This window comes from Rania fehmarnensis, assembly GCF_056494185.1.
The window spans coordinates 4,060,164-4,078,990 of sequence record NZ_CM151398.1 but is presented as its reverse complement, the minus strand read 5'-3'; the positions used below and the strand labels follow the sequence as shown (position 1 = coordinate 4,078,990).

Genomic DNA, 18,827 nt, shown 5'->3' with positions numbered 1-18,827 from the left:
TCGTAAGAATAGTTCGTCACTACTATCGACAATTGAAACGTACCCGGGCTCTTCTGCGTTGTCTGCTCTCGCGAAATAGGTTTGGTTTGCGGGCGCGTACGATATCATGTCCGTGGTTTGGATCTTTGGGTGCAGGCACGGGTCAATGATCGCTTCTTCCATCCAACGGCCCTCTACCTCGTCGAACTGATAACCGTCCGACGTGCACGCGAATCGGATCCGCACCCTGCGACCAGCAAATTGCGACATGTTGGGCACCACGATTAGTCGACCAGAGTAACGATTCTGCAGTTCATCGAGCGATGCCTGATCGGCAAGCAGTACTGACTCGCCGACGCGGAATGCTTGCAGCAATATGGACATCTGATTTGCCCCGATAAAGCCTGAGATCACGCAGTCGCCTTACATGATTCACAATTGCCAAAGCACGCGAACACCGGCAAGGCGGTTTGCAGTATAGCTGGTCTGCATCGACAGTCGCAACCAAGCGATCTGAACCGACAAACGTCCAAAGTTGAGCCACTGGAAAGAACTGTTACAAGTTGTTTCTGTCAGCTACGATCACTAACCTCACGCAAAGGCGCCAAGCTCGCAAAGGTACGATCCTGAATGCCGACGGCACCACCGAGCTCGTCTCGGTGGACCGATGACTGACAGGCTAGATTGCGCACCCGGCACCACCGAGCTCGTCTCGGTGGACCCATGACTAAGTAGCTAGAACGCCTCCCAACGCCCGGAATCCAATCAATTCCGGGTTTCGATAAGTGCCTTCAAGATTGAGCTAAGATTCGCATAGATCAACTTATTGGCAATTTCGTTCATTTCCTCAGGTGTTCCATTTTCTGGAAGCGGCCATGGTAAGCCATTCGCTTCGGCCAACTTCTGTTGCTCGGCCATGAAGGCTTCGGTATCCTGAGGTCGAATGTCAGTGCGATATGCGATCTTCCCGTTTCGGTCGATGATCACCCAAGTAGGCGCACCGCTGACTCCATACTCCAGCCAGGTATCACTATCCTGAATGGAGGAACCTCGATCGAGTGCACTAGCAATCGACCAGTCCTTGAGCCTTTTAAGCTTCTCGATTTGTGCCATGTCACCATCAGCGGTGTGGATACCGAAGAAAACGACGCCGTCATTCTGAAATTCAACTTCCAACTGCTTCATCGCAGGAATGGAAGTTATACAGCCTCCACACCACATACCCCAAAAATCGATTACGACAATCTTGCCTCTGTAATCCGACAGTTTACGTTCCTTGCCATCTGACCAGGCGGCGACGGTCCACTCGGGCGCTTGCGTACCTACAGCCAGCGACTGTTTCTTCTCAGGTGCCGTAGCAGTCTGGGGGACGCTTTGTGCCAGCCGAATGGTCGCCTGCGACGAAGAGTTATTACTATCGACCACAACTTTACTCGACGCCATTGCCTTTCCGTTCGATGCATGAATACGAATGACGTCCGCTGGCAGCCCACGGACAGTTGCCAGACCGTCAGCGTCTGTCCGTGCGGTCATGATCTCTTGCGTCGCCGGGCTGAAGAGTTGCAGTGCGGTACCAGGCGCTGGGGCTCCAGTTGAATCGAGTACTTGTAAATCTAAGGAATGCCCAGGTGTTAGCATGACCCTGCCGAATTCGAGCTGTTGCTTATTCTCCGTCCAGGGAATATAGCGCGACTCTGTAGTGACAAAATTGATATGGCGAATGTTTGCTGCCACAGACATGGTGGATTTGTTCAGCATCGCCCAATCTTGTGCGAAGTCGATGTCAAGATTGAATAGCCCACGTTCGTCAGTCTTCGTACTGCTAGCAGGCCATATGCCGCCGCCTGACTGCTGTCGCATTGCCATGCGAACTTCTGCGCCCACAACTGGTTTGCCGCTGCTGTCAACAACTTCGCCAGACAGTTTAACTTGGGATCGATCGCTAATCTTTGAACTGAAGTGCAGTGTGGCGACTCCATTTTCCAGAGTCACTTTGGCACCATTAACCGTTGCCTTGAGTCCGTTGGCATCGCGCATCTCAGTGGCATCGCTTCCGTCGATCTGCTTCACCGAAGCTACGCTAGAATTGTTGAAGCCACTTTCGATCAGTAATTCGGCGCTGGCTGTGCCGACGCCAAGGATCAGCTTGCCACTTTCGCCGATCTGCGTGAATGCGCCGGTTTGGTCACTGCTCAATAGCGAATTCCACTGATTGATCGGCTCCTGCGAAGACCATTGTTCTTGATTGATGATTTTGCGACGCAGAACATCGTCTGGCACCTCCATGACTGCCACGATTCGGCCCATCTCATCTTCTGGTAACTCACCGGAAAAACTGACTTCCCAAGCTGGCGCGGGAGTGGCTGTGATATTGTGAACCGCGATGGGCGTGGACGTCGACGTCGATAGCTGAGTCATATTGTCTGCAGGGCTCTTGATCCAATATCCGGGCTTGATCGAGGGAAACCAGAGACGCACTCCTCCCAACGGAACTGCAACTCGGTAATGACCATTGAGATCGCTCCGAGTTTTTAGAATCCGTTTATCGATATTCTCTTCCGATGGAACCAGGATCTGTACTTCAGCGTCTGGCACTCCATCACCGGAAACTTCATCCGTAATCCTCCCTTCAATAAAGTACTTTCCGTCGCCAGCAATTGCAGATTGTGGCTCGGCCTGGCTCGCCACTGGGCTGGCCTTCTTGGTTGGTGGAGAGGCGGTACTTTCCTGCGTGCGAGCAATGTCGCTCAGGCACGTGACAATCAGCAACAGAATCGCTCCCAGGCAACAGGCAGATCGGAGCGTCGTATTCTTGATGGGCGAAGCCAATTCGGCAATGCGTTGCTTGAGGTTCGATCTTCGGTCCGCCATCGACGCCAGCCCAAGCGAGCGAGCACGTCGCGTGGCGAGCCGTATAAGAAGATTCCCATAAGCGATCCGCGACTGATCATCGATGTGCTCGACTGTCGCCGCGTCGACAGCCAGCTCAATCTCGGCGCGAATGCGAGCAGACAACCAGTAAGCGAGAGGGTTGAACCAGTGGAAGCAACAAACCAATCGACCAAGTAGCAAATAGAGAGCATCGAAGCGATGAATATGTTGCAGTTCGTGTTCGATGATCGTCATCAATTGATCATCATTAAGCTCCCGAAGAAGTGCCTGCGGGAGCAGGATCTTAGGGCGTATCAGTCCTGTCGATGCAGGCCCAATTTCAGCGTCAACAATCAAGCATGTCACCCGCCGCCAAAAACCCAGTGCACGGCACCGTGATGTAAGCCGCTCTGCGAGGGCTGATCGGTCTAGAGGCATGGCTCGGGCGATCACTCTCGCTAGGTGCGCTTTACCGAGGAAGAACAGTAGGCCGCTAAAGGCGCAGCCAATCAACCAAGCCCAAAACAGGCTGGCGAATTTGCCTGGCTGGTCGGCGGACTCGACTTCCTCACCAACCATCCTCGGAATAACTCCAGAGGATGCAGGCGCGGACCGGTTGCTGTCCGCGATGACAGGCAAGTCTACTGGGTCCGTCGCTATCAGTGTACCGCTGAATGCAATGTTCGAATCAGGAGTGGCGATCATCGATCCGACTAGAGAGGACGCTCCAATTGCGTGTGTTGACTCAAACATATTAAAAAGACTCAGGCTACTGCCGGGAATCACCAAAAGCGCCAGCCGAACTAACGGCAACGTCCAGAGGATAACGCGCCAACGCGGTGCGATTTGTTTCCGAGCTACAAGCATAAGCACACCCACTACCGCGGCCAGCGCCGCCGATTGCCAAGTGGCTCGCCACAAGAGTTCGACAACAAGCTGAGGTTGAAATGAGTTAAACATGATCAGCAACCTCGTTTGCGTCGAGTGGATTTGGAAGCGGATTTGGAACGACTTGGGAGCTTGTCCAATTGCTGTTTGAGTTGTTGAATCTCGTCATCGGTCAGCGATTCATCTTTGACGAAATGCAGCAAGAGGGCATTCAAATTGCCGGCGAAGAAGCGCTGGGAAAATGACCTGGCTACAGTTCGGATACACGACTCGCGTGAAACGCCAGCGGAGTAGAGATGCTTGGCACCCTCAACGCGTACCGTGATCGCTCCTTTCTCAACCAGCCGAGCCAAGAGAGTGCGCAGCGTCCGGTGACTTCGATCACCGACGTCGATTCGTCCCAGAATTTCTGCCGGTGTCTGATGGGGAGCCTGCCAGACGCTTTCCATGACTTCCCATTCCGCATCGGTAATGGATATCTCCTGCGATTTCATACTCACTGCCTCGACAGTTCTGACATTTGTAGTAACTGCAGGCGATGTTACCACGTGGGTAGTAAGCAAGTCAACTCTCGCCCCAGGCTTTTTCTGTAATTCCCGACAGCACCACCGAGGTCGCCTCGGTGGACCGCTGACTGACAGGCTAGCTCGCGTCCGATGGCACCACCGAGCTTGTCTCGGTGGACCGCTGACTGACTGGCTAGATCGCGCCGACGGCACCACCGAGCTCGTCTCGGTGGACCGCTGACTGATTGGCTAGAACGCGCCGACGGCACCACCGAGCTCGTCTCGATGGACCGCTGACTGACTGGCTAGATCGCGCTGACGGCACCACCGAGCTCGTCTCGGTGGACCGCTGACTGATTGGCTAGAACGCGCTGACGGCACCACCGAGCTTGTCTCGGTGGACCGCTGACTGACTGGCTAGATTGCTCGAATGCCTTGCCTGCCTCGTCCACTCCGCTCAAGTTTAAGAAGCGCTCATCGTCGCCCAAGAAGAGTAGGCGGTGCCGATGGCTCCGTGTTCGTCGATAGACCACGACCATTACCCAGCCGAACCACATGATCGCGCCCGGCACTAGGACAACCCACATCACGCTAGGGAGGTAAAGCAAACCAGAGATGGACAGGAGGCCCAGGGCGACCCGCAGGCTCGCGTGCGTTTCTTTATTATCGGGCTTACCTGCCAACGAGTAGACGTTCGCCATGCATATTGTCAATTTCTGGGATTGAGCGAATCTTGTTCAAAGTTGCCATTACGTTGTACTGGACCCTGTGAAAGGTAACGTAGTCGCCATCGATCACCAGGAAGGCTGCGCGTGGATCATCATCGCGCGGCTGTCCAACCGAACCGACAGTCAATATTGTCTTTCGTCCGGCTTGCAGTTCGTAACGCTCTCCAGTCTGTGGCTGAACAAACTCCCATTCCGATTGGTCGTTTCGTTTGAAAATGCCTTGAATGTGGGAGTGTCCGCAGGCGCAGACAGCGTCAAATTGCTTCGCGATTCGGTCTAGCTTTTTGGGATTGTGTATATCCTCGGGAAAGACCCATTCACGCATGTCATCGGGGGTCCCATGCGTGAAATGGCGTCCATTTTCCACGAACGACCGACTAAAGGAACCGATGATATTCAGCAACGTCGCCGAATCAGACGCCGCCAGGAATTGACTACGAACCCATTTGATATGTTCATTGATTGTCGGGATCCATTGGGTTGGATCATGGTCTATCATCGCGACGTCCCAATCGCCAGCGAGTACAACATCCCAATCAGCAGAACGGCGTACGCATTCGATCGAGTCCGGGCCGTAGCACACCAAGTCGCCCAGGCAGATGATTCTCGCCGCGCCGAGCTGACGAATTGCATTGAGTACGGCGTCTAGCGCTTCGAGGTTACCGTGAATGTCGCTGATTACGGCGTCCATGATTCTGCCCGCTAACGCGTGCGATCAGCGGGCGGGAATGGCGCGAGTGATCTTGATGTTGGGGAAAAATCGGAACGCCATTTCTGCTCCGTTGCATCGCTTGGTTCTGCCACGGCTTCCGTGGTCGTTACATTATGCTGTCGGGGCTCTGAGAGTACCGAGTCATGAATTCGCGAAATGACGTTGCCATTTGTTCGCCTGGCGGATCGCCTCCGGTTACGCGAAAAACCGGGGCAGGTTGCCAAGGGTCAGTCGTGAGTCGCACGGCGTAGACCCAACAATTTATACAGTGATCTCCAAAGGCGAAACAGTCGGGATAAGAATATCGGTCGGAGTATTCGAACCGGTCGGACACCAAAACTTCATGAACTGGTCGCACTTCAGAAAGTGGCCAGAATCGGTACAAGCCGTCGTCCATATCGACGCCCGTTCCGTCTGCTGCAATGAAGTAAGCGCGAACATCTGGCGCCAATACAACGCCGTATTTCGATTCGAACGCGTTAATGTCGGTTGGCGAAACACCGGGACGAATCGCGATCTCGGATCGACGCCAAGCTTCGTGAACTTGCATCCAAAGGAAATCGGTCGTCATCGGCTTGGATCTAGTGGCAGAAGGTTTGCGATCAGCCGGTTCGAGCGGTTGATTGTTTAGTAAGTTCGAGATGACCGGCGTCTCCGTCGCATTGCCGGAATCCCTATGTTTCGGCTCTCAGTCAACCCAGCTTGCAGTATAGCCGGTCGACAATTGAAGCCGCAACTTTCTTTGGCCGATCGCAAGTATTATAGGTGGCTGAATTGACCAAGACCGATTGAACCACAGAGACACGGAGAACACAGAGAATTGTAACCATCGATTGTCCGTTCTACAGCATGTCTTGAACCTGCCAACCACCTTCGACGATCGCGAGTGCCGGTGCCCGACGGCGACCGGCAGGCCGGCAATGCAACTTCTGGTTATGCCACTATTCCTTTGTTAGAGGCTCCGAAATTTCGATTGTTCCCGCTGTCTTACGATGACCCAAAGGTAAGTTATGTAGCTTGGCGTTGATCGCTGTAAGATTAAATTGGCAGTCGGTAGGCTTCAACTCCAACAAGCCTATTGGCAGCCATGACATCGTTACTTCGTCGTAGACTTGCCCTTTGGTGTCGACTTCAAGGCCGTCAATGGCGACGTTCCGGATGGCGTCCTTTCCCCGCTCCCATGTCATGGGAGCCATGTTGTACCGGTTGTCTGGATCAACGCCTTTGATAACAAGGCGATTGATCTTGGCATTCACAGTTTGGGCTTCGCCGCCCCAGCCAAATTGCAATGGCGCACCATTCCTATGGTGTTCAATCGTTACATTCTCGATCGATATATCGTTGTAGATTTTGATGCCATCATCAGCCGTACTTATCAGGCTGTCTTTCACCGATGACCCGGCGGCACCAGCGAAGCCATCGCTGTTATTGTTGTTGCCAGAGCGTGTGTCAATCAGTGAGCACGAGTCGACGTGAATGACGGCGTGTTTTGCGTATCCCGATATGATGTATCCTCGAGGGTTCTGGCACGTGATGTTGGAAACATAGACAACGGCATCCTCGACTACACTGATACTGCTGTATTTCCATTTTTCGTTTTCCGAAATGCTGTTTCTATCTGTCCACTTCTCTTCGTCTGTGCCATAAATGACCGACGACGATCGGTCTTTGCCGACAATGTGAAGCGGATTCTCCTTTGCCCGGTAAAGAACGCGAAAACCACCCCTAATCTGTACGTTGGCATCAATGACTATCTGCTTCACCCGTGAAGGAACCGAAAAGAAGAAGCCCTCTTTGGCATCGGGCATGGTGCCACTTGTGCGAAACGTGATAGTTGCGGTTTGTTCGTCCCAATCGACGGTGCCGGAGTATTCAACGGGCAGTTGAGCCCAAGCTGTCATTGGGAGGAGCAGAACACAGGTGAAAGCGAGAGTATGCAGTTTGTATCGTTTCATTTGGCTGTCTAGCTTAACGTCTGCATTCACCCATTTGTAGCGAGTGATTGTCAATTTCAATTGACCCGGCTACCGCGACTTGGGGGCAATGCTTGGTTCGTCGCAGTTTCGCGTAAGGGTCACTTTACCACTGACGATTTTAGCCGCTCGACAATTGAAGCCGCAACTGAGCGCTGGCCGCTTGGCCAGTTTCATACGCGTGTCTGCATCAGCCAAAGCCTATTGAACCACAGAGACACAGAGGGATACAACCACGGTTTATCGATTGTCCGTTCTGCAGCATGTCTTGAACTAGCCAACTACCTTTGCCGTTCGCGCCCACGCCCGCGCGTTTGATCAACCATCAAGCAAAGCACCGTCGCGGGCTGTGGTGGAACTCTTTGTTCCCGATGTTTTTTTGAACCCGGCAACGCGGCTCGGAGTATAGCCGGTCTGCAGTCGAAGCCGCAACTGGTTTTGCTGATCGCCAGTTTCAACGATTAAGATTTTGAACCACGAAGAGCACGAAGTTTCCGATTCAGTCCTTCGTGCTCTTCGTGCACTTCGTGGTAGAAATCAATGATTCGGCCAACGAGCTTTGCGGCGCCTATCATGAACCTGCCAGCCAGTTTGGCTGATCGTAGTAATCTTCGAAGCAAGCCATTTCGAAGCAGTGATAGGTGATTCCACTGCCCACCCTCGTCAGCATGGCAGATTGATCGGCATGTCTATAGCGGCATGTCGGTTTTAACAGCGGGAACGTCCGCAATCACCGCGGCCGCGGCGATTGACTTTGTTAGAAAGTTGGAGACCGCCCGCGGCTCCGGTGGATTGCCAGGTTCCCGATGTTTCGGCACCCACGCAATCCAGCTTGCAGTATAGCCGGTCGACAATTGAAGCCCCAACTTCGCTTGGCCGCCTTGCCAGTTTTATAGGCGTGTCTGCATTGGCCAAGACCGATTGAACCACAGAGGCACAGAGAACACAGAGAGTTACAACGACAGTTTATCGATTGTCCGTTCTGCAGCATGTCGATCTTGAACGAGCTGGATTATAGCGTGCAGCGGCCAACGAATCGACTTCGTCTGTCCAGCTAATCCGATCGTAACGCAATGCGATCCCATTTTCAAACATTTCGACATGCATAAGAGCGTACTCGTCGTTTGCAATTTCAGGATAACGTATCAAAGCGGCAACAACGTTTTGCCGATCGCTAGTTTCATCGACAAAGATTTTGAAACCACGAAGGACACGAAGAGCACGAAGTTTTGGATTTGAATCCTTCGTGCACTTCGTGCCCTTCGTGGTAACAGTTTGGAATTGTCCAGAGTAGAGCCAGTTGAAGAGTCGACCAGCAGTTCATTCTGTCCGCTCCATGGACTCACGCATTGGCGCGACGATCGCAAAGGTCAAACCGAAATCCTTCGCGGGCTTAGCGCCTTTGCGTGGAACCCTGTTGGAGCAACTGAGTTTCACTCGCATACCAAAATACAATGAAGCAATTTAGAATAACGCACTTACTTTACAGGTGAAGTATTATGACAGCGGGAACAATGTATTTATCCCGCTTCTTGGCGGGTATATCCAGTGTAGTTATCCCCGCTGGCGCGGCGGATATCCGCTGGATATACACGCTAGGAAATTTTCGGGGGTGACTCAACCCCCCGCTATCTAACAGCCTGAAATAAATACTAAACTTCCGCTTGGAAAGCAGGTGGGTGCCGGTGCCTGACGGCACGAACAAGAGCATGCATTAATTGATGCATAAAGTATGCGAGCATGTGCCATCGGCAACTTGTTCTTATCCCGGTTTGCTGCAATAGAATCGGCAGACCAGGAGACCTAGGAAGACCTTTGCCCGTACATCGCTCCATGGCTCAGATCTGAGAGTAGGAACCGAGGCTAACGCCTGCGGCTTAGTAGGAACCGAGGTCAGTGGACGCCACTGGACTCGAACCAGTGACCCCCGCCGTGTGAAGACGGTGCTCTAACCAACTGAGCTAGGCGTCCATGAATAACTACCTGCCAACAAGATAGAAAACGATCAGCCTCCAGTCGAGAGGGTGTCGAGGAAAGAGCTGCCCCTAGCGCCGACGCGTCTTGCTCGCCGGGATGCGGGCTGGCGGTTGCAGTAGGTCGAAGGGCGATTGAAGCGGGTGTTCGAAGTCGTCGGTTTTGATGTCGATATCCGTTGAAGGCTGACTGGCTACAAAGCCGGCGCGCGAACGGATGACACCGAAGCCATCAAAAACTTCAGCCGGCAAGATGCCCAGGGCTGCTTCGGCAATGTTCTGATTCAGTCGCGGATGAGCGGCGGTGGGGCGATGATCGCTCTGGATCGACTGCTCCAACGCTACCAACAAAGCATGCACACGCAAACGATCGAGGGCCAGGCGAAATGGGTAACGGATAAACTGACGCTGCTGATGCGTTGCCAGCTGTAAATCATGGGCGTAACGGTCCAGCGGTTGCCCAGGCGGAAGAGCACTAATGAGCTGGTCGGTGAAGAACTCGACCGTCCTCCGCAAACGATTCAGGCCAACAGCTCGCTCCACTGGGAAACCATAACCGAAGACCATTAAATTCAGGCACCGATGGCGGGCTTCGATATGGCTGGTCAGCACACTATGAGATAGCGCCGACCAGTCGGCATCCGCCTCATGCGTCTCCAGCACAGCCGACAGATAAGCCACTACCCGCGACAGCGACTCGCTAATCAAAATCTCTTCCAACGTCGGCAGCACGTCGAGCCACAGCCGCGTTCGTCGACTGGTTCCACAGCGGTCAATGGCTGCGCGATGTTGGCTGATCCGCTGATGCCAGGCATCGAAGCGAAAGCGATTGGCCAGCCAATAGCCATGAGCCGCGTCGCCCACCGCCCGCACCTCGGGGTGCTTGAGCAAATGGCCAATCGTGGTAAAGCTGGTGGCAATTTGCGCAAGTTGCCTGGCATGCATTCAGGAATTCCTTGGTAAGGCTGGCCGTAGCGGAAGCCGTCCAGGCTTTCGGAAGTGACGGGAGGCTCGAAACGCTTGACGCGTTCCGCTACTTCGAAACGCTTGACGCGTTCCGCTACGGGGGGCTCTAGCAGGGGTGATGCCAGGAACGAGATTTCCGTTTTGCGAATACCCGCTGGCAATTCGCAAAGGCTTAAACCACAATGGGTTGCAGCCTGCTGTCTCGGATGACTGGGATGGACTCCCAGCCGGACATGATGTTGCCGAAAAGCAACATGGGACCTCGTCGTGGTGCAATTTTCGCATGGCCAATACCAGTACACTCTTCGCAGTTCGCTACCGCTGTGTTTGCGGCATCGAATTTGTCGTGCAACCGGATATGGTTGCGGAGTGTCCTGAATGCCATCGCAATTGGCACTATGCCGCCATCCGGGAATCGATGTCAGCCACGATCAGCATCGATTTCAATCGACACCGTCAGACCGACGAGACCGCTTTCGATCTGCACAAAGATTTGCTGATCGGCCACAAGCTGGACCACTTTCAATTGGACGAACGGCTGGGCCGAGGTGGCATGGGGTCGGTCTACCGAGCCTTGGATACTTCGTTACAACGGTATGTAGCTGTAAAGCTTTTGCATACGCGGCAGTCCGGCGACAATCAAAGCGATGTCGATAAAGTTCTGCAAGAAGCCATCACACAAGCTCGACTGAATCATCCCAACGTTGTAACCATCTACTACGTCAGTCGCGATGAGACCAACCCGTTCTTTGCGATGGAACTGCTCGATGGACATACGCTCCAAGAAACGCTGCGCAATGGACCGTTACCCTTTGCCGAGGTGATGAGTATCGCCCTGCAGATCATTGGTGCTCTGGAACATGCTACTCGTTACGGCATTGTGCACGGCGACATCAAGCCGGCTAACTTGTTGCGTTCAGGCGACGGCACGATCAAACTGTCTGACTTTGGCCTGGCCTGCTTTCTCGAGTCCGAACCCAACTCGTCGCTCTCTGGCACACCCAATTATTTAGCCCCTGAGATATTGGATGGCGCGGCCAACAGTGTGCAAACAGATTTGTATGCCCTCGGTGTGACGCTGTTTGAATTGACCTTTGCCCAGTTGCCCTTTCAACTGCGAGGCAGGAACCTGCGCGAGCGCTTGGAGACTCATCGCACGGCTGAAGTTGATTTTCCCGAAATCTGGCCCAAGACGTTGCCGGTGGCTTGGCGAGATATCCTATCCAAGCTGCTCGAAAAGGATCCGGCCAAACGTTACGCGACCTATGAAGACTTGCGATTGGATCTGGAGAACTTGCAGCCCCGCGGTTCCACACCCGCAGGCTTTCCAGTCAGACTACTGGCCTACGGCATCGACCAAATTGGGTTGATGGTGCCGACGCTGGGGTTGGCTTATGTTCTGAAGCGCAGTCAGGAGTCGCTCGACCAGATGAGCGCCTATTTGATCACGCCGATGGTAAGTTTGTTTTTGATGCTGGTGCCTCTCTGTTTGTTAGCCTTCATCTGGTGGGATATTCGAACGCCGGGTCGCTGGCTGAGCCAATTGCGGGTGGTCGATCCGTTTGGTTTGCCGCTGGGTAGATCCAAGCGCGTAACGCGGGAATTCTTGCGCAACATTCCGCTGTGGATGGTGATCTTGTCGATCGTGCTGGTGACCAACTTTGGTTGGGAAGGCATTTACGTAAACATCGCCACTGGCATCTTTATTTTGGCTGACGTGGCTTGTATGTTCTTTGGTTCTCAACGCAGAACGTTGCACGATTACACGTGTGAATCCAAAGTAGTATTGGCGGCAAGTTCATGATGGATGGCTGGATAGTTGGACTGGGCGAAGTCTTATGGGATGTGTTTCGCGATGGACCAGTCTTCGGAGGAGCTCCTGCAAATTTTGCGTGCCACGCGCGAGCTCTGGGTGGCCGAGTTGCGATGGCCAGCGCGGTGGGACCCGATAGCGATCCGCTGTCGCAACCGGCCATCGAAGCCCTGGTCTCGCACGGAGTGGAAACACGCTGGCTCCAACGCAATACTCATGAAACCGGCCGAGTGATCGTCGATGTGGATGACCAGGGTCAACCCACCTACACGTTCAGCGAACATCCAGCGTGGGATGCAATTCAGTGGAATGACCAGCTGGCACAACTGGCCTGCGAATGTCGTGCGGTTTGTTTCGGAACGTTGGCTCAACGCGCGGCGAAGTCGCAAGACACCATCATGCAGTTCCTGAAAGCGGTGCCGACTGAAACTTTGCGCGTGTTCGATGTGAACCTGCGGGTGACTTACTGGAGCGAGCAGACGATTGCTCAGTCGTTGGCCGTGAGCGATGTATTGAAACTGAACGAAGATGAATTGCCCATCGTCCTGCGCGCCTGCTCGATTGGCTCAGCCGACCAACTGCGGAGTGAAGAAGAGTTGCGACTTGCAATCGAGACCCTGCGTCGGAAGTTCGACTTGCAGTTGATTGCGTTAACTCGAGGCTCTCGCGGTGCAACGCTGGTAACAGAGACCAACCTCGATCATTGTGCCCCGCCCAGCGTGACGATTCGCGATACCGTGGGGGCGGGTGATGCGTTCACCGCGGCCATGCTGATGGGCTGGTTGCAAGGTTGGCCACTAGCGGTCGTCAACCAGCGAGCCACCGACGTCGCGGCCTTTGTCTGTACCCAAAGCGGCGCGACTCCTCGCTTGCCTGCCGAGCTGATCGCGCCGTTCAGGCAAGCATAAGCCTGAAGCGGAGCGTTGAGTTCAAGCCAATGTTATCCGCGAGGCTATGATCAGTCTGATGCTCTTGCCCGCTTGGTAGAGTAACAACGTGTAGCTCTCGCCCTCTGCGTTGTCGGTGTTGCTCAGCCGGACTTGCAGGTCGTTGGCATTAAGTGATACGTGCCGCGTTTTGACTTCGACGATACCTGCCGCATGCTCGCGCAGCCACTTGCGTACGCGTCGGTCGTCCCATGACATTTCGGCTACGACTCGATACGTCTGCATCCAAGGGGACATAATCGCCTGGTCGGCCGTGAAGTAGTTGGCGGGATGACAGAGCGCTACAAGGGCGTTATCGACTGCATAAGACGAGGCCAGTCCGGAAGCGTATAGGGCTGGATGAAAGTCGTAAACATACTGTCCGGCAGTGGCAGTGCGATTACAGAAACGGGTTGGTTGTCCGATGTAGAGTTGTGGTGTTTCGCCAACTAAGGCTGCGGCTATTGAACCGGCAGGGAGGACATTAGTCAATTCACCGCGTAGCAGCAATTGCTGAGGGCAATGCCGAGAGGTGCCCAGCCAGCAGCGCGACCAATCCGCCGATAAATCAATTTGCGTGGCGGGAGCCAGTTTGATGATGCACGCGCGGCTCTGCAGGCCGAGCGTCATACAGTCGGATAACGCGGGACTAAACGCTTCACCATGCGTGGTCCGCGTGTCGCGCCCGGTACCCTGCCGACGATCAGGATCGATGTGCAAACAGGCGTCTTTCAGATCTCCGAAACACGTTGGCAGTTCGGCTTGCAGATAAGCGGCGTCGCACTGATGTGCGTCCACATTCGACCGAGCAAGCTGGAGCATGGCCAAGTCGCGATCAACACCCAGCACGTGGAGATGACGTTGAGCCAAGGCCACTAAATCGGCACCGGCTCCACAGCACGCGTCAACGATGGGACCGCCAACTGGCAGCAACTGCGCCTTGAATGAAGCACACTGCCAATCGGATGCTTGTTGCAGACTGCGATCAGTCCACAGCCACTGTGCCGGATCCGGAAATCGGTCACGGCTGCGATGTCGCAGTTTGGACTGTTCGTCCAGCAACGCCGATTGCCAGGCATTTAGATGTAAGCTTGTCGATCTGTCCTGAGCGAGCAGTCGCCGACCAGCTTGGATTAACCAGTTTAGTTGTTCTGTATTCATGTTAGCCGATCTCGCCAGAGATGGGTGTCGATTCGTAGCCGATCTCGCCAGAGATTGGACGCGATATGGTAGATCATCCAAAGTCTGGCGACTTCGGCTACGGGGAGGCGTTACTGTAGTTCGTCCAAAGTCTGGCGACTTCGGCTACGGGAGAAAGAGCTCTTTTACGATTTACAAGTAAAATCGCGCGGATTTGCCTCCGATTCTCGCGTGTTTTTGGCGCACAAGTCGAATAGGGCGCTCGTTCGCTTGATGCGAACAAGCCGCAAGTGCGCTTGGTCGGCTAGACGAAAATAGAGAGTCAGTCCCAGGCAAGCACGTGGCCTCGTCGCCCGACAGCCAATGGCTACATACTTGGAGTGAAATCATGCTTACCCCACTTCTGAAGAAACCCGTTATCGGCGCACTACTGTTGGCCGGAGCTGCCGGTGGTCCGTATGTGTTGTATGAAACGGATGCAGGACAATCGGCACGGCAAGCTGCAGGGTCATTGATGAGTACATCTTCAGCGACTTCACCGCTCAGCCCTGGCACTACGACCCAAGAGCTGTGGAACTTCAATGTAGGTACGCCGTCGGTCGATCAACTGCAATCGATCGCTCCCAATCCGACGCTAACTGGCCCCGCCGTTCAAGATCTGCGGGAAGTTTTGCGTTTTGATATTACTCCCCAGTGGGTGCCGCAACGCTTTGCTCGCGTCAGTACCGTCTTGGCCGACTTGCACTTTGATGGCCTGCGCGTGCCGCTGGTTACAGGCACCGAAATTGGTGACCTGGCTGGCACGTTGACGTATTACTTTGATCGCTACCAGCGATTGCAGCGCGTTAAAATTCACGCGCTCACCGGCGATCCCGCGCGAGTCGTGCAAACCCTGCAAGGCTACTATCAGCTCAAGCAAGAGCCCGCACTAGGTGGCGGTTTGTACCTGATCAAATGGAATGGTCAGCCCTCGAGCGTACTGCATATCGCGCCCGCTCCCATCATTTACTCAACCGCCGAGCACTCGCGTTACACAGTGTTCCTCGAACTCAACCAGCCCAGTATCCCTTACGGGCTGAGCGATGAAGCCCGACAATTTATGGCCCAAGGGCATATGAGTAATCGCTGGTAGGTTTCGATACAGACTGTAGCCGAAGTCGCCAGACTTTGGACGCGTCACCAATCGATTTCCAATCTCTGGCGAGATCGGCTACAAAGGATGCTTACAAACTTCGATCTCCTTGGTTTGTGCAACCGAGAGATCGAATATCAGACGCTTCGTTTTGAGCACTGGCAATGCTGCGCATAGCCAGTGCCACCCAGAACCCTTAACAGTCGCCAGACTTTGGCGAGATCGGCTACGTGCCAGGACCCCTCCCGAATCTTGCTGCGCTCGATTCGACCTCCCCAAGGCGAAGCCTTGGGGAGGTGACCGCCACGTGACGGTTATCTCTTGATCGGCGTTTCGGCTTGTTGGCGAGCTAGTTCGTCCCAGAACGATACGTACTTTTCGTGGCGTTTAATGTACGTTGGATCGAATACGGCTTTGCGAAGTTCTTCGCGCTGCTCGACCAATCGTTGGTGATCTTTGGGTTCATCGGGTTTGAAGACTGGGCAAGGGCGATCGTAGACGATTGTTGCTCCTCGGTCGCCGCCTTCGTAAAAGCGTGACAAGCCGATGACGCGATCAGCCACGTATAGAGCTTCTGTAAGCTCGTGTGTCACGATCAAGATGGTGGTCTCGGGCTCGCGACCTTCGCGGATCGCGTGCAAATTCTCTTGATAAAGTTTCAAGAGCATGACTTGCAAACTTTCGCGTGTGGCTTCGTCCAGTGCCCCGAACGGTTCGTCCAACAACAATAGTCGCGGCTTGACGATCAACGCTTGTGCGATGGCGACGCGCTGTCGCATGCCACCCGACAACTCCGATGGATAATGACCGCAGGCAGCTTCTAAGCTGACATGCTTGAGAAATTCGCGGGCCTGTCGCAAATGATTTTGCCGGTCCTTCAGCCACCATGGCAAACCAAAGTAGCGATACAGTAGCGAAGTCTTATCGAGCTTCAAACCAAAAGCCACGTTGCCTTCAGCCGTCAGGAAGTCGAATAACGTGTAGTGCTGATACACGATGCCCACATCGCGCGACGGTTTGGTGATCACACGTTCGTTGGCAATCACTTGCCCTTCTTTAGCTGGATCGGTACCCAGGATGGCTTTCAGCAACGTGCTCTTGCCACAACCGCTGGGACCTACCAAGGCCACAATCTGGCCCGGTTGGATCTTCAGGTTGATACCGTTGAGTACTCGGTTGTCGCCATACCAGTGCGACAACCCTTTGACCTCCAAGGCGACATCACTCTGAATGGATTGCGAGACGCGTTCCATGGTTACTTGTCTCCGAACCAGGGGAACCACCAGCGTCGCAACTTGAGCAACAGCGAATTCAGAATCAATCCATTGGCACCCAGCACAAACAGATACACAAACACCACATCCATGTTGGCAAAACGTGATTGCATCTTGATGCGGTACCCAAAGCCTTCAGCGGCGAATAACGCTTCTGCAGCAATCAAGTAAATCATGGCTGGACCGAGTTGGCCGCGGATGGCATCGATGACCCGCGGCAAAACTTGGGGCCAGACAACTTCCAGTAGGGCTTCCGCTTCCGATGCCCCGAGGGTGTAGGCTTTATCGATGTGATCTTGACTAACGTCAGTCTGTACTGCCTGGGCAATTGCTTGAACCATGGAAAAGAACATGCCAAAGGCGACCAGGGCCACGTAGGCTGCCAGGTGCGTACCGAAGATAATCATGTACACGCCCAGCATGGCGGTGGGCGGCACGCTGGCCATGAAGGTAATCATCGGATTGAGTGATGCCTCCACGGGCGTGTAAGCACCCACCGCTACTCCGACAATGATGGACATGGCAATGCCGCACATCACGCCGAGAAACAGTCGCCAGTAGGTCGCTTTAAAATCTTCCCACAGCCAGCTGGGCTTGGGCTTCTCGGGAGTGCCTTGCGGCTTGAGAACTTTCACTACACCTTTGAAGATGCCAGTCACTCCCGGCACCACTGTCTGATCGGGATTGATTCGAGTCTGGCGTATCGACAAGCCCTCGTAAACGAGGGCTACGATGAACACGCCCGCGATTCCGAGCGTGATCGTCAACCAGTAGGGGATCGGACTGCGAATCATGTCTACTTCACAGCGTCTGGTTGAATGCCATCGCGCAGCCCGGTCATGAACTCGCTAGTGAAAGTCAACTGCGAGTCGCCAGCGGTGAAACTGACCGTGGGCTTCTTGTCGGTGATTCCATGTGACTGGCAAAAGTCGACCACGTGCGGCATGGTCTCTTGGCGGAATTTGTCGCCTTCGAAGAGGGCCAAGGCTGTCTCTGGAGTTTTGTAGAACTGAGTTTGCGTTACGATCAGTTTCATATCTTCCAGCGGCGAGCCGCCGAACTTGGCGCCCAGTGCAACTAGGGCACGATCCGAAGTGGTTGGATCTTCGATCAACTTGCTGACGCGATAGAAAGCTTCCGCAATGCAGTACGCGAAGCGCTTGCCACCAGCTTTGTTAAGTGAGTCTTTGCCTACGACCACCATGTCAATGATCTCTTCAGGGATCTTCGAGGAATCGAAGAGAACTTTAGCATCGGCCCGCTTTCGCAGGGTCTGAATCACAAACGGATTCCAAACCATAATCGATTTGAAGTCCGCTTGACCGGTTTGCATACCAGTAGCCGCCACGCCTGGATCTTTGGTAACAAACGGGAAATCCTCAGGCTTTTGACCAGCCATTTCCAGGCAGCGTTCAAAGCAGTATTGCGAAACGCTCTTCTCCAAGCCGTAGGTATTCACACCTTTTAGACCAGCGATGTCGTTGATACCAACGGCGATACATGCATCGGCGCCGACGCTGGTTGAAGTCGGCATGATGGCCACGCTATGGCGACCGATGCTGGGAGCCAGGATGTCCATGTTCGTGATACAGACAGCATCGACGGCGGAGTTGGCGTATTGCTGGATGCAGGGGTCATAGTCGGCTTGGTTCAGCACCACGTCGACATTCCACTTCTTTTCCAACTCACCTTGTTCGCCGGCAGCGCCGTTGAGCAGCCCTTCGCCACTGGCCACATCAAACACGCTCCAAGATGGATACTCGCTCCAAGCGAGCGAGAACTGTGGAGCGGGTCCGCCGCCGCCACCACTTGCCGAACCGCCATCGGTTGAAGACTTATTGGCGGGCGAGCAACCGACAGCCAAGGTGGTCATCGTTACCAACAAGAGTAGCTTATGAGTAATCTTCATAGTTGAACTTCTCCAAATGGGGTTCGTGTTTGACCGT

13 protein-coding genes and 1 tRNA gene are annotated in these 18,827 nt (G+C 54.2%); 3 read left to right on the top strand and 11 right to left on the bottom strand.

Going from position 1 to position 18,827, the window contains the following annotated elements; all coding sequences use genetic code 11:
• Nucleotides 1-744: 744 nt before the first annotated feature.
• From SH573x_RS13595 to SH573x_RS13565, 7 genes are all read right to left on the bottom strand, one after another.
• Nucleotides 745-3,810 carry a M56 family metallopeptidase gene (locus SH573x_RS13595; RefSeq protein WP_479355860.1) on the bottom strand — a complete coding sequence of 1,022 codons (3,066 nt, stop codon included), beginning with the start codon at nt 3,808-3,810 and terminating at the stop codon, nt 745-747.
• Nucleotides 3,811-3,812: 2 nt separating this feature from the next.
• The gene (locus tag SH573x_RS13590) at nt 3,813-4,232 is read right to left on the bottom strand and encodes a BlaI/MecI/CopY family transcriptional regulator (RefSeq protein WP_479355858.1); all 420 of its coding nucleotides are present in this window, start codon (nt 4,230-4,232) and stop codon (nt 3,813-3,815) included.
• A 684-nt stretch (nt 4,233-4,916) separates the two neighbouring features.
• A complete protein-coding gene (locus SH573x_RS13585) occupies nt 4,917-5,663 on the bottom strand; it encodes a metallophosphoesterase family protein (RefSeq protein ID WP_479355857.1) in 747 nt (248 codons plus the stop codon).
• A gap of 127 nt (nt 5,664-5,790) precedes the next feature.
• A complete protein-coding gene (locus SH573x_RS13580) occupies nt 5,791-6,255 on the bottom strand; it encodes an SMI1/KNR4 family protein (RefSeq protein ID WP_479355855.1) in 465 nt (154 codons plus the stop codon).
• A 370-nt stretch (nt 6,256-6,625) separates the two neighbouring features.
• A complete protein-coding gene (locus SH573x_RS13575; RefSeq protein ID WP_479355853.1) occupies nt 6,626-7,639 on the bottom strand; it encodes a hypothetical protein in 1,014 nt (337 codons plus the stop codon).
• A gap of 1,915 nt (nt 7,640-9,554) precedes the next feature.
• A tRNA-Val gene (locus SH573x_RS13570) sits at nt 9,555-9,628 on the bottom strand.
• A 74-nt stretch (nt 9,629-9,702) separates the two neighbouring features.
• On the bottom strand, nt 9,703-10,575 hold the full coding sequence (locus SH573x_RS13565; RefSeq protein WP_479355851.1) for a hypothetical protein: 873 nt from the start codon (nt 10,573-10,575) through the stop codon (nt 9,703-9,705).
• 304 nt (nt 10,576-10,879) lie between these two features.
• On the opposite strand from SH573x_RS13565, the gene SH573x_RS13560 reads away from it, so the two are divergent.
• Together SH573x_RS13560 and SH573x_RS13555 are read left to right on the top strand one after the other, a co-directional pair.
• Nucleotides 10,880-12,400 (top strand): protein kinase domain-containing protein, encoded by a 1,521-nt coding sequence (locus SH573x_RS13560; RefSeq protein ID WP_479355849.1) that lies wholly within the window; start codon nt 10,880-10,882, stop codon nt 12,398-12,400.
• On the top strand, nt 12,397-13,317 hold the full coding sequence (locus SH573x_RS13555) for a PfkB family carbohydrate kinase (RefSeq protein WP_479355848.1): 921 nt from the start codon (nt 12,397-12,399) through the stop codon (nt 13,315-13,317). The genes SH573x_RS13560 and SH573x_RS13555 overlap by 4 nt, the downstream gene beginning before the upstream one ends.
• A gap of 21 nt (nt 13,318-13,338) precedes the next feature.
• On the opposite strand, the gene SH573x_RS13550 is transcribed toward SH573x_RS13555, so the two are convergent.
• A complete protein-coding gene (locus SH573x_RS13550; protein ID WP_479355846.1) occupies nt 13,339-14,496 on the bottom strand; it encodes a class I SAM-dependent methyltransferase in 1,158 nt (385 codons plus the stop codon).
• A gap of 367 nt (nt 14,497-14,863) precedes the next feature.
• On the opposite strand from SH573x_RS13550, the gene SH573x_RS13545 reads away from it, so the two are divergent.
• A complete protein-coding gene (locus tag SH573x_RS13545; protein WP_479355844.1) occupies nt 14,864-15,607 on the top strand; it encodes a DUF6690 family protein in 744 nt (247 codons plus the stop codon).
• A gap of 314 nt (nt 15,608-15,921) precedes the next feature.
• Here SH573x_RS13545 and SH573x_RS13540 read toward each other — a convergent pair whose 3' ends face one another.
• The 3 genes from SH573x_RS13540 to SH573x_RS13530 are packed head-to-tail and all read right to left on the bottom strand — an operon-like array spanning nt 15,922 to nt 18,790.
• Nucleotides 15,922-16,860 carry an ABC transporter ATP-binding protein gene (locus tag SH573x_RS13540; RefSeq protein ID WP_479355842.1) on the bottom strand — a complete coding sequence of 313 codons (939 nt, stop codon included), beginning with the start codon at nt 16,858-16,860 and terminating at the stop codon, nt 15,922-15,924.
• 2 nt (nt 16,861-16,862) lie between these two features.
• Nucleotides 16,863-17,675, bottom strand: a complete 813-nt coding sequence (locus SH573x_RS13535; protein ID WP_479355841.1) for an ABC transporter permease — start codon at nt 17,673-17,675, stop codon at nt 16,863-16,865.
• A gap of 2 nt (nt 17,676-17,677) precedes the next feature.
• The gene (locus SH573x_RS13530; RefSeq protein WP_479355839.1) at nt 17,678-18,790 is read right to left on the bottom strand and encodes a type 2 periplasmic-binding domain-containing protein; all 1,113 of its coding nucleotides are present in this window, start codon (nt 18,788-18,790) and stop codon (nt 17,678-17,680) included.
• Nucleotides 18,791-18,827: the final 37 nt, after the last annotated feature.